General features: G+C 48.1%; 9 protein-coding genes and 2 tRNA genes. 3 read left to right on the top strand and 8 right to left on the bottom strand.

Going from position 1 to position 12,295, the window contains the following annotated elements:
- Positions 1-4: 4 nt before the first annotated feature.
- The 4 genes from GK091_RS30000 to GK091_RS01095 all read right to left on the bottom strand — a co-directional run bounded on the left by GK091_RS30000 (position 5) and on the right by GK091_RS01095 (position 1,896).
- Positions 5-202: a tyrosine-type recombinase/integrase gene (locus GK091_RS30000; protein ID WP_164034797.1), complete on the bottom strand. Its 198-nt coding sequence runs from the start codon at positions 200-202 to the stop codon at positions 5-7.
- Positions 203-686: 484 nt separating this feature from the next.
- A tRNA-Leu gene (locus GK091_RS01105) sits at positions 687-771 on the bottom strand.
- Between the two features lie 63 nt (positions 772-834).
- Positions 835-910 (bottom strand) — tRNA-Gly (locus tag GK091_RS01100).
- 122 nt (positions 911-1,032) lie between these two features.
- The gene (locus tag GK091_RS01095) at positions 1,033-1,896 is read right to left on the bottom strand and encodes a UbiA family prenyltransferase (RefSeq protein ID WP_164034796.1); all 864 of its coding nucleotides are present in this window, start codon (positions 1,894-1,896) and stop codon (positions 1,033-1,035) included.
- Positions 1,897-2,002: 106 nt separating this feature from the next.
- Between GK091_RS01095 and GK091_RS01090 the strand changes: the two genes are divergently transcribed.
- On the top strand, positions 2,003-3,202 hold the full coding sequence (locus tag GK091_RS01090; RefSeq protein ID WP_164034795.1) for a type III polyketide synthase: 1,200 nt from the start codon (positions 2,003-2,005) through the stop codon (positions 3,200-3,202).
- Here GK091_RS01090 and GK091_RS01085 read toward each other — a convergent pair.
- Positions 3,162-3,902 (bottom strand): glycosyltransferase family 2 protein, encoded by a 741-nt coding sequence (locus tag GK091_RS01085; RefSeq protein ID WP_164034794.1) that lies wholly within the window; start codon positions 3,900-3,902, stop codon positions 3,162-3,164. The two genes, GK091_RS01090 and GK091_RS01085, sit on opposite strands and share 41 nt — an antisense overlap.
- Before the next feature lie 143 nt (positions 3,903-4,045).
- Between GK091_RS01085 and GK091_RS01080 the strand changes: the two genes are divergently transcribed.
- Together GK091_RS01080 and GK091_RS01075 are read left to right on the top strand one after the other, a co-directional pair.
- Positions 4,046-5,122 (top strand): TerC/Alx family metal homeostasis membrane protein, encoded by a 1,077-nt coding sequence (locus GK091_RS01080; protein WP_164034793.1) that lies wholly within the window; start codon positions 4,046-4,048, stop codon positions 5,120-5,122.
- A gap of 75 nt (positions 5,123-5,197) precedes the next feature.
- Positions 5,198-9,172, top strand: a complete 3,975-nt coding sequence (locus GK091_RS01075) for an AAA domain-containing protein (protein ID WP_164034792.1) — start codon at positions 5,198-5,200, stop codon at positions 9,170-9,172.
- Between the two features lie 52 nt (positions 9,173-9,224).
- Here GK091_RS01075 and carA read toward each other — a convergent pair whose 3' ends face one another.
- From carA to GK091_RS01060, 3 genes are all read right to left on the bottom strand, one after another.
- Positions 9,225-10,328, bottom strand: coding sequence for a glutamine-hydrolyzing carbamoyl-phosphate synthase small subunit (gene carA, locus GK091_RS01070; protein ID WP_164034791.1), 1,104 nt, complete (start codon positions 10,326-10,328; stop codon positions 9,225-9,227).
- Between the two features lie 85 nt (positions 10,329-10,413).
- Positions 10,414-11,208: a 50S ribosomal protein L17 gene (rplQ, locus tag GK091_RS01065; RefSeq protein WP_164034790.1), complete on the bottom strand. Its 795-nt coding sequence runs from the start codon at positions 11,206-11,208 to the stop codon at positions 10,414-10,416.
- 71 nt (positions 11,209-11,279) lie between these two features.
- Positions 11,280-12,269: a DNA-directed RNA polymerase subunit alpha gene (locus tag GK091_RS01060; protein ID WP_164034789.1), complete on the bottom strand. Its 990-nt coding sequence runs from the start codon at positions 12,267-12,269 to the stop codon at positions 11,280-11,282.
- Positions 12,270-12,295 lie beyond the last annotated feature (26 nt).

Below are 12,295 nucleotides of genomic sequence, written 5' to 3'. Positions count from 1 at the left end.
AGGATCACAGATCAATCTCAAGTAGACGATTAACAGCGTTTTGTTTGAGAGACTCAACAACCCTGACATACTTGTGTGTATGCTCTAGACTGGTGTGTCCCAAGAGAGAAGAAACCGTTTTAACATCGGTCTCGTAGATCAATAGATTAGTTGCAAACGAGTGGCGCGCGACATGGAATGTAACAGTTCTGTTAATGCTCACCCGGTCTCTTCAGTAACGTAATGCATTCAACGTTCCTGTATGAGAGGGGAGAGTAAAAACGGCCTCCTCTGGCTTGCCTTTCTGTCCTGAGAGCCGTATTGAAGTAGGATTAAGGTTGATGATAACGGGCTTGCCTGTTTTTTACTGAGTCATTTAGAGAGAGCATCCATGAATGTGTTTCCACTGCAAAATTTTTACATCGCACCATCGTAAGCCCATCCCAATTATCTAAGTAGAGGCTGAGTTTACCGCTTGCTAACGGCTTTTTCCTGAGTTTGATAGCCGTACCCTATTTTACCTCTGTTTGGATGTTGTAATCCGTTGATAAACATACAAATAAATTGCAAAACCAAGTACCAAATGAGTAACAAAAAGCAATAAAACAAGATCAAATCAACAGAAAACTGAAAAGCACTAAAACAATAAAAGCCCTGATTATCAGGGCTTTTACTAAGCGTTCGTTTTCCCTTTTTAGAGGGCGTTGTACCAGGAGCGGGAGTCGAACCCGCACGGGCTTGAGGCCCACAGGATTTTAAGTCCGGCGTGTCTACCGATTCCACCATCCCGGCATTCCATTCTCCACCGGAGCGGACATTTACGAAAAAAGCACCGTTGGTCGGTGCCTTTTTTCGTGGAGCGAAAGACGGGGTTCGAACCCGCGACCTCGACCTTGGCAAGGTCGCGCTCTACCAGCTGAGCTACTTTCGCATTTTGTCATCCGCCCTACCTCGGCGAATTGTGGATGCAAAATTAGAAGGTTTTGGTCGTTTGTCAAGTCTATCACCGAAAAAAAATCATCATTTTTTGTCTAAATTTTCTCTGAAAACTGATTACGAATGAGTTAGAGCGATTAAAACTAAGAAAAAACTGTTCAGACCGATACTCGAGATCCACATCATGCGCATAGTTGTACGATAATTCGCGAAACTACTGTCTTGGTACACCCGCCAAAACCAACGCAAAAAGAAAACGACTGCCGGTAACAAGAACGCCAGATAGATCAACACAACGTAACTCCCCTCGAAATACCGGTAAAAGCCAACCAGAGACAGCGAGTAGAGCACAACCGCACAAACAAACGTTCCCCGCACACCCAGCATCCGGCTGATGGTCATGTCACCCCGGCTGGCATCCTCTTCGTGTTGGTAAACCTGGGTGACAGGATATAACGCCATCAGATTTAACGTAGCCAGTAACCCGCCGAACAGAAGCTTAGGCTCCGTAATGGTCGATACTGGTAAATCATTAATGGCTATATAGGTCATGGTATAGGTCAACCCACCCTGGAGAATGCTGATCAGGAACCAGCTAAGAATCGGGTACTTTTTGAGTCGGATACGATCATGACTATAGGCTTTTGTTACGAATCCATAGACGAGCAAATACAGTATGAAAGACCAGTTAACGAACATGCCAAGCAATAAGGCGATACCATCCAGCACCCACGATACCCAGTACAAGTCTTTGTCAACGGGTGGCGGTGTTTCCAGACCACCGATACTGCCCTCATCCTTGTCAAAATAGCTATTGTACGCATTACTGGCCGGATAGAGCAGTAGATGGACGACCAGTAGTACTACTATTGACTTATCAACGTCGGGCGAGGGAGACTGGCTGACGGCAAACCAGAACATCGGCAATAGGAAAAAGGAGAAGGGTACGCGCAGGTGTAGCCAAATGGTACGGGCGGTCATGGCTTGTTTTTGATAGAAGCCTCAATTTAAAGAACTTTCGGCAATCAGCATAGTTATACCACCAATGGCACTCCAGAATAAATGAACGCTCCGGCGAATGGCTCTAATGCAATCTCAATCAGACGGTTATATCAACGCTATTGGTACCGCCGTACCAGCTTATTACGCTTCTCAACAACATGCAGCCGAGTTTATGGCCGACCTCCTTCAATTTGATGAACGTGATCGGCGTCGGTTAATGACCTTGTACCGCTACACGCGTATCGAGAAGCGGCATACGGTCATGGCCGATTATACGCGGTCGATGGGCGAGTTTACCTTTTATCCGAACACGCCGGGTATGGAACCGTTTCCGACGGTGACCCAGCGAATGGGTATTTACCGTCAGGAAGCTGTACCGTTAGCGTTAAAAGCGATTGAGAGTTGCTTTGCCAGTTACCCCGATTTCGATCCGCAAACCATTACGCATCTTATTACGGTCAGTTGTACGGGTTTGTATGCGCCAGGGCCGGATATTGAGATCATTGAAGCCCTTGGCCTGCCAACAACAACGCAACGACTGGCGATCAATTTCATGGGCTGCTATGGTGCGTTCAATGGACTGAAAGCCGCAAACGCAATTGTCCGGTCAGAGCCGGACGCCAAAGTGCTGGTCGTTTGTGTCGAATTATGCACTATCCACTTCCAGAAAAAGACCGAAACGGACTATCTCCTCTCAAATGCGTTGTTTGCGGATGGTTCAGCGGCTGTTCTGGTCGAAAGTAAGCCGCGGCCCGAACAATCGTTCCGGCTTCGGTCATTCTACTGTGACCTGTTGCCCGAAGGTAAGGATGCCATGGCGTGGCACATTAGTGATTTTGGCTTTGAAATGACCCTAACGGCTGAAGTGCCCAACCACATTCAGCGCGGCATCGGACAGCTTATGAAGCGGCTGCTCGCCCAGTGCGATTTGTCGTTAGCCGATATTGGTCAGTATGCCCTGCATCCTGGTGGCCGTCGAATTCTGGAGGTCATCGAAGAGCAGCTTGGCATTACGGCAAAAGACGACCACTATGCCTATAACGTACTGAAGCAATTTGGGAACATGTCATCGGCAACGGTACTATTCGTGCTGAAATCGGTCTGGGACGACCTTCGGTCGGGAGCCGTTGAATTCGATCCCAATCGGCCCAATATTCTGAGTTGCGCTTTCGGGCCAGGTCTGACGTTAGAAGCAATGGTTCTCGAAGCGATGGTTGATGAGTCAGCGGTAGGTAATGCCTATGCTACGTCAGAATCTTCCAGCGCATTAGCCCTAGTTTCGTAAGAAAATAGTATAAAGACGTGCGCAGAACGCCCAATCCATAGATCGAACTTCGGCGAAAATTGATTGATGAGGCTTCTTCAAAATACTTGGTAGGACAGGTCACTTCAGCGATCTCATAACCCTTATAAAAAATCTGGGCGATCATTTCGTTATCAAAAATGAAATCGTCGGAGTTATGCGTAAAATCCAGACTGCGTAGTACTTCGCCCGAAAAAGCCCGGTAGCCGGTATGGTATTCCGATAGTTTCTGGTTCATCAGTACATTCTGAGCCAGCGTCAAAAACCGGTTGGCAATGTATTTATACATGGGCATACCACCCTTGAGTGCCCCTTTCCCCAGAATCCGGGAGGCAAAAACGACTGGATACAAGCCATTGCCGATGATGGAAATCATGGCGGGCAACAGCATTGGTGTGTATTGATAATCAGGGTGTAGCATTACAACAATATCAGCGCCCAGTTCCAGCGCTTTGGCATAACAGGTTTTCTGATTGCCGCCGTAGCCTTTGTTCCGGTCATGTCGGATCACATGCTGGATACCTAATTGCCGAGCTACGTCAACCGTATTGTCAGGACTGGCATCATCGACCAGAATTACATCATCAACAAGATCAAACGGGATTTCGTGGTAGGTACGTCCCAATGTCAGCGCTGCCCGGTAGGCGGGCATCACGACAATAACTTTTTTATTATTAAACATAGTCCAAAACTAACGGGTTGCTGGCATTATGCCAATTTTTTGCAGAACGAAGCCAGTAGCTTCAGCGGATTGGACGTAGATTTGTCGATTAAAGTCAACTTTTTCGCCGTCAAGGTGTTGATTCTCTGTCTGCCTTATTGATCATGCTATCTAACGAAGTCCTGTTTTTTCTAGCCTTTGCTGCTTTTGTTCTGCTCATCATGGCCATCGACCTGGGAGCGTTCACCAAACAAAAAAGTCACGTTGTCGAGTTTAAGGAAGCGGCTATCTGGAGTGCCATCTGGGTTGCCTTGTCCATTGGGTTCTATTTTTTCCTGAAGAATTTCGGCTACCTCGTTCATGGCATTACCGATATGGCCAAACTCGAGGAAGTTCGGGGGCGGTATGCCAGCCACGTAAAATTAGTGCCGGGTGATTTTACCGCCAGTCTGGAGCGCTTTCAGAACAACATGTCGCTGGAATACATCACGGGTTATCTGGTCGAGTATTCGCTATCAGCCGATAACATCTTTGTCTTTATTCTGATCTTCAGCTCGTTCGGGGTTCATCAGCGTTACTACAAGAAAATTCTGGTTTGGGGAATTCTGGGAGCTATCATTCTACGCTTTGTCTTTATTTTTCTCGGTTCGGCCCTCATTCAACGGTTCGAGTGGATTATGTATCTGTTCGGTGCCTTCCTAGTCTACACCGGCATTCAACTGTTCTTTCAGGGTGAAGAAGATGAAAAGATCGACCCTTCCAAGCACCCCGTCGTTCGGTTCGCGAGCAAGTACCTGAACGTTTATGGCCGTAACGTATCGGACAACTTCTTCATCCGCCGGAAGTCCGATCATAAGCTATTTGTAACGCCCCTGTTCATCATCGTTATCGTAGTGGCCTTTACGGATCTGGTGTTCGCCGTTGACTCTATACCGGCCATTTTTTCGATCACAAAGGATCCCTACATTGTTTTCTTCTCGAATGTGTTCGCCATCATGGGGTTACGGTCGATGTTCTTTTTCTTATCGAGCATCATGAGCAAGTTCCGCTTCCTGAAAGTGGGCCTGGCGGTTCTGCTGACCTTTATTGGCGCTAAAATGCTGGCAGAGCACTGGCTCGCCGGAATTGGTTTCCAACCCGTTTATTCCTTGTACATCATCGTCGGTATTTTGGGCGTTAGTATTCTAGCCTCGTTACTGATTCCAGAGAAGAAATCCGAATCGACTGGCGACCCCGTATAAGTTTTATGGTTATTTTGACGGACTGTGTCTTTGCGTTTACGCCCCTGGGGTGTCATAGTCCGTTAAACTAACCGAATGAATCGTCGTTCAGCTATTCTCCGTGCCTTTCGCCGACGCCTGACCAACCTGAGCAGCCGAAACCGGTCGTTACTCCTGACGAGTCTGCCAGCCAGCCAGTTCCTGGATCTGCATGATGCTGATTTTCTGCTCAACAAATCATCCTTCACGTTAGTGGCTGAACTGCTTGCCAGAAAACACTCACTAACCGTATGCGAAGTACTGGATGCCAGGCAGGAACGCAGCAACGACGTCAGTAAGCGAATTCGGCGTATTGCCCGTACGGCTACGTTCATAACCGAAGAGCGTGGTACGGAAGATCTATACGTTGGCTGGCCGTTCGTGCGGGGTAAGTTTCTGGACGACACGGTCATTCATGCGCCATTACTCTTTTTTCCTGTGCAGGTCGAGCAGCAGGGTAAGTTCTGGAAATTATTAAGACGTGGTGACGAATCTGCGTTTATAAATCCAACGTTTGCGCTGGCATATGGTCAATTCAATCAGGTTAAAATTCCGGACGATATCCTCGATAAGACAGTCGATGAGTTTGACCGCGATCCGCTCGTCTTCCGTACCCAGCTCTACGAATGGCTGAAGTCAAGTCCGCTGGAGATTAACTTCAATCAGGATCTCTTTACCGATACGCTTCACTTTTTCGATAACCAAACAGCCAAAAGTCTCGGGCAACTGGAGCGAACGGGCGAGCTGAAGCTGTATCAGGAAGCAGTGCTAGGCATCTTTCCTCAAGCCGGGTCATTTCTCGTGCCTGATTATGACGCACTAATTGAAAATTCGGCAGATGATACAGCGGATGCTAACGATTTTGGGTTGTTCTCTTCGGCTGCTGAGTCACCATCTGCCCGCGCGCTGCCCGAGACTAAAATCCATACACCACTACCGCTCGATGCGTCGCAGGAGGCCGCTTTACGAGCAGTAAAATCAGGTCAGTCGCTGGTTGTGCAGGGACCGCCCGGCACGGGTAAATCACAGCTTATCGCCAACTTGATGGCCGATGCCGCGGCCAACGGTAAACGGGTGTTGCTCGTTTGTCAGAAACGGGCCGCGCTCGACGTCGTACAGGAACGTCTTCGACAGGTAGGCATGGCTTCTTTTCTGGCGTTGATCCATGATTTTCAGGATGATCGTCGGGCGCTTTATGCCCAAATTGCCGGGCAGATCGAACAACTGGATAGGTATAAGCAACAGAATAACAGCTTGAACGCGGTGTTGCTCGAGCGAAATTTTGATCAGGAGAGCCGCCGAATCGATGAGTCGGTTGCGGCCCTTCAAGCGATCAAAGAGGCACTTTTCACGATTGACGACTGCGGGGTTTCGATTAAAGAACTCTACTTAACGACTGATCCGGCCGCTCCCACTATTGACGTATCGGAAAGTTATCCACATTTCCGTGTTGACAGTGTGGATAACTTCACTGAGCGGTTACGCATCTTATCCAATTACCGGCAACGCCTGCCCGTAACTCATCCTTGGCATGATCGCGTACGATTTAGCCAGTTCTCTCCATCAGACTTAACCAAGGCCGATCAGGCTATTGACCAGTGGGCAGTTACGGCTCAGCTTACGAATACACAAACTACTGACATCCTCGGTCAGGCATTGACGTTAACTCAGCTGGCTGACTGGTCGGCGCACGATTGGGATCTCACAGCATTACTGACGCTTCTGGATACGGCTGGCGAAGCAGAGTTCTGGCCGCTCGTTCATTATTTACGGAACAATCCAACGCACTCAGCCTTTGCTGTCAGCGAAGTACGATTCGAAGCACTAGCCACTGACTGGGAAGCAGCCTTGGCTCATCCTGGACCTGAATCAAGTCTGTCTGTTGCCGACATACCAAATTTCAGTACGATGCTGAATGATGCGCGACAAGCTCGCTCATCGTGGATACGCTGGAACTGGTGGCAACTGATTAATGGGGGTAAGACCCAACTTCAGGCGGTAGCGACATCCAATAACCTGACTTTGTCAGAGCAGGACTTACGAACGCTGGAACGTAAGATTGCTCAACGAATCGAGGTAGAAGCTAGCAAACAGCAGGCTGCCCCCATCCTGGCTTCGCTACCCCTCTCGGACTCGCCAACCAGTTTGCGTGTACTCCAGCGCGCGATTCATCTTGTTGAGCGTTTGGCCGCGATTCAGGTACTTCGTCAATTACCTTTATCGGCCTGGTTGACAAGAACGACATTCCGTGACACGGTTAATCAACTGCTTACTCTTGTCAATGTCGTAATAACACAACAAGTAAGCTCGCAAGTTTATTTGACGGAAAATCAGCTGGCAGATATCTGGCAGAACCAGGCTTCGACAGCTGTACTCAGGCAGTCACTTCGACAGGATTTCGACTTATTGGTTGAGTCGGACCGACTCCTGGAGACCTTCTCCGCCCAGGAACAACTCGTGTTTGAACGACTCAAAACGGTTGACTCCCCTGATTGGGTTGACACCTTCACAAACTCCCTTCGTCTGGCCTGGATCGATCACATAGAACGCAAACACCCCGAATTGAGTAGCGTATCCTCGCTTAGGCTGGTACAGACGGAAGAGGTGTTACAGGAAAGCGTTCAACGCAAACAATCATTAAGCAGGGATATCTTACTGGTTAAGCTGCGGGAGCAGACGTATCGAAATCTGACGTTTAATCGCCTGAACAATATTGTCACGTATCGTGATCTCCTTCATCAGACGACCAAGAAGCGTAACATCTGGCCCATTCGGAAACTTATGAATACGTTTGCCGATGAGGTGTTTAAGCTGATTCCTTGTTGGTTGGCCTCACCGGAGGCCGTATCGGCCATGTTTCCGTTACAGGAAGGCCTATTTGATCTAGTCATTTTTGATGAAGCGTCGCAGTGTTTCGCGGAGAATGGTATCCCGGCCATTTTCCGCGCGAAACAGGTGGTCGTCACTGGTGACAACCAACAGCTACGACCCAGTGATCTTTATCGCGTTCAGCTGGGCGAGTCTGAACTGGAAGACGAAACGATTGCTGCCGCCCTTGAAGTCGAATCGCTACTTGAATTGGCTGCGCAAGAGTTACCTCAAATTTCCCTGACGGAGCATTACCGCAGTCGATCATTGGATTTGATCACGTTCTCGAACGAACATTTTTACCAGAACAAATTACAGCTTCTCCCCTATTTTGACGATGTCAACCAGCAGGAACCGGCCATTCACTATTTGAACGTTAAAGGCGTTTGGCACCAGAATACAAATCGTGCTGAAGCAGAAGCGGTATTAAAATTACTTGATCAGCTAGCCATCGGCAGGCCCGGTTGCTCAGTTGGCGTTGTTACGTTCAATTATCAGCAACAGCAACTGATCCAAGAGATGCTGGAACAAGTGGAAGAGGGGGCTTTTCCGCCAAGTAAGAACGCGGTTGAACCGGACAAAGAACGCAGCGAACGGTTATTCGTTAAAAATATCGAAAATGTGCAGGGTGATGAACGTGACATTATTGTCTTCTCCATTGGCTATGCCCCTGACGAACGCGGCAGGTTGTCGATGCAGTTTGGTAGCCTTAACACCAAGGGTGGTGCTAACCGCCTGAATGTAGCCGTCACGAGAGCGCGTGAGCAAGTTTACGTGGTCACTAGCTTATGGCCCGATCAATTAACCACCGGGGAAGCAACGAATGAAGGTCCCAGGTTGTTGAAAGCTTACTTAGCCTATGCCCTTCGTGTGTCGCAGAAGCAGTTCAGGGCAGGTTATCAGCCGAACACCATCTTAACTATAAACGCCTTGTTGAAAGTGCATTTGGCGGCAAAGCATCCGAACTGGCTTCCTGAGTTGCCGTTTGCCGACTTGACCGTAATGCAAGGAGATTCTTACGAATCACTCGTCCTGACGGATGATGATATCTATTATCAACAATCAATTAAACAATCTCACGCGTACTTGCCGATAGCACTCCGCACCAGAAATTGGCTATTTCAACGACTCTGGAGCCGCGAGTTCTGGCGAGGAAACAGATAGGCCACATGCCTTCATTCAATAAAAAAAGCCTGGACTCGTCCAGGCTTTTTTACTATTCCTTCATCATACCCACGAACTGATCGAACAGGTAGCGCGAATCGTGCGGTCCCGGTGATGATTCAGGGTGATACTGTACCGAAAAAGCAGGCTTGTCTTTCCGACGAATACCCTCAATTGTCTTATCATTCAGATTGACGTGCGTAAGCTCCACATTGTCGTGGTCCATGACTTCTTCTGCCTGCACGGCAAAACCATGGTTCTGCGATGTCACTTCGCAATGGCCTGTGATCAGGTTTTTTACCGGATGGTTGAGCCCACGATGGCCGTTGTGCATTTTATAGGTTGAGATACCGCTGGCTAGCGAAAGAATCTGGTGGCCTAGACAAATGCCAAACAAAGGCGTCTCAGCATCCAATGCCTGTTTTACCGTCTCGACTGCATAGGGCATCGCCGATGGATCGCCCGGTCCGTTAGCGATAAAATAACCGTTCGGTTTCCAATTCTCCAGTTCCTCGTAAGGCGTCTTGGCAGGAAACACTTTACAAAAGACACCGCGTTCGTTGAAATTCGTCAGAATGCTGCGTTTTACGCCCAAATCAAGTACGGCCACTCGTAGTTCTGCCTCCGGATCTCCGTACTCATACGCTTCCTTCGTACTAACCTCCGACGAGAGCTCAAGACCGGCCATATCAGGTACCTTGTTCAACTCAGCTAACAGGACGACAGGATCAAGAATCTCCGACGAGATGATACAGTTCATAACGCCTTTCGAACGAATATAGCGGACAAGTTGCCGGGTATCAACACCATGAATACCTACAATTCCCGCTCGTTCGAAGTAATCCTGCAAAGAACCATCAGCCGTATACCGTGAATGAATATTCGAGAAGAAATTGCAAACCATTCCCCGAATCTTTACGCTGTTTGACTCCTGCTCAGCATTATTTAATACCCCATAATTGCCTATGTGTGATGTTGTATTGATAACGATCTGACCATAGTAGGATGGATCGGTATAAATTTCCTGGTAACCGGTCATGCCGGTATTAAAGCAAATTTCTCCCCCGGCCGTTCCCTTCTTACCGAGAGCTAGTCCCCGATATACGGTACCATCTTGTAAAACCAATAAGGCTTCTGGCTGCTGCGTATGTTTCATGGATACTTTTTTGACTTGACTAGACTAAAAAAAAGGGTTAACCCATAACGGTTAACCCAATTCTATATGACGTATTGGTCGATCACTATTCTCCTTTTCCACCTTTCAAACGATCCTGTAACTCTTTCAGTTCGTCTGTCTTACCGTCACGTGCTAAGGCAGCCTGTTCATTCCAGGTTGTTGCATCATGCACATTGAAACGTGAACCAGCTTCTGTCAGTACTTGCTGAACCGTCGCATCATCAGCATCTGCCAATTGAGCGAAGGTAGTAATACCGGCATTGTTTAACAGCTCAGCTATCTTAGGACCAACGCCTTCAATGATGGTAAGGTCGTCCCCTGCACTAGCTGGTGCTTCAGCCACGGGAGTAGCTTCCGTAGCAGCCGCTTCAGCGGCTGGTGTATCCTCAACAACCTCAGCCGTAGGAATCTCATCCGATGCCGGACGGGCACTACCCCGACGGCTACGACGTGTTTTGGTTGTAGCAGTAGCTTTATCAGCAGCGGCAGCGATCAGCACTTCGTTGAAGTCAACTAATTCGATCAGGCATGTTTCTGCATTATCGCCCTGCCGGTTGCCCAATTTTATAATCCGTGTGTAACCACCGGGACGGCTAGCAATTTTATCTGCTACGGCTCCAAATAGTTCTTTTACGGTTTCTTTGTTGGTCAACGACTGGAATACAATCCGACGATTCTGGTGCGTATCGTCTTTTGCCCGAGTCAGTATTGGCTCTACGAATTTACGTAGTTCTTTCGCCTTCGCAACGGTCGTCTCGATCCGCTTGTGCAGAATGAGCGAACCCGCCAGGTTCTGCAACATCGCTTCGCGGTGCGAGTGTGTCCGGCTTAAGTGATTATCTTTTTTACCGTGTCTCATTATTGTAAGTGTGTGGTTCGTAGCTTGTAGTCTGTAGGTACTAAGCCACAAACTACAAACCACAAACTATGTTAGTCTTCGTCTAGTCTGTACTTGGCAACGTCCATACCGAACGTTAAATTCTTCTCAGCAACCAGTTGCTCTAACTCCGTCAATGACTTCTTACCGAAGTTGCGGAATTTCATCATGTCCGAAATTTCTAACCGAACGAGATCACCCAGTGTCCGTACATCCGCCGATTTTAGGCAGTTGTAAGCACGAACGGACAAATCGAGATCAGCCAATGATGTTTTAAGAAGTTTCCGCATGTGCAGTACTTCTTCATCCACCACATTTTCTTCTTCCGGTTTCGCCGTTTCAAACGTCATCGTCTGATCCGAGAATAACATGAAGTGCTGAATCAAAATGTAAGCTGCACCTTTCAGAGCCTCTTCGGGATGAATTGATCCATCCGTTTCGATGTCCAGTAAAAGCCGCTCGTAATCTGTTTTCTGCTCAACCCGGGTATTCTCAACACTATACTTCACGTTTTTGATTGGCGTGTAAATAGCATCGATAGGAATATGCCCAAATGGCAGTTCATTCGCCCGTGGTTCGTCAGCCGGAACATAACCCCGACCCTTTTCCACAAAAATTTCCATTTCTAAATCACGCGTATCATCGATGTGGCAGATTTCCAGCTCTGGATTCAGCACTTCGAATGACGGCGAAAACTTAGATATATCACCAGCCTTCAGGACTGATTGCTTCTTAATGTTGACTGTAATTTTGTTGTCAACCATGTCCGAAATCTTCTTAAATCGAACCATTTTCAGGTTCAAGATGATCTCGGTCACGTCTTCAACAACACCCTCAATGGAGGAGAATTCGTGTAACACGCCCGGAAATTTTACACTTGTTATCGTGTAACCTTCCAGCGACGACAGCAGAATACGCCGAAGCGCATTGCCTATTGTCACACCATATCCTTTTTCAAGGGGTTTGAATTCAAACACCCCGTGAAAGTCGTCAGCTTTCTCCACTACGACTTTGTCGGGCATTTGGAACGCTAAAATTGACATACGTTTCGTATCGTTTACAGCAGTTC

Source organism: Spirosoma agri (genome assembly GCF_010747415.1).
In the GTDB taxonomy this organism is placed as follows: Bacteria; Bacteroidota; Bacteroidia; order Cytophagales; family Spirosomataceae; genus Spirosoma; species Spirosoma agri.
The sequence above is the reverse complement of the archived record's forward strand: the minus strand, read 5'-3'. Positions and strand labels throughout refer to the sequence as shown.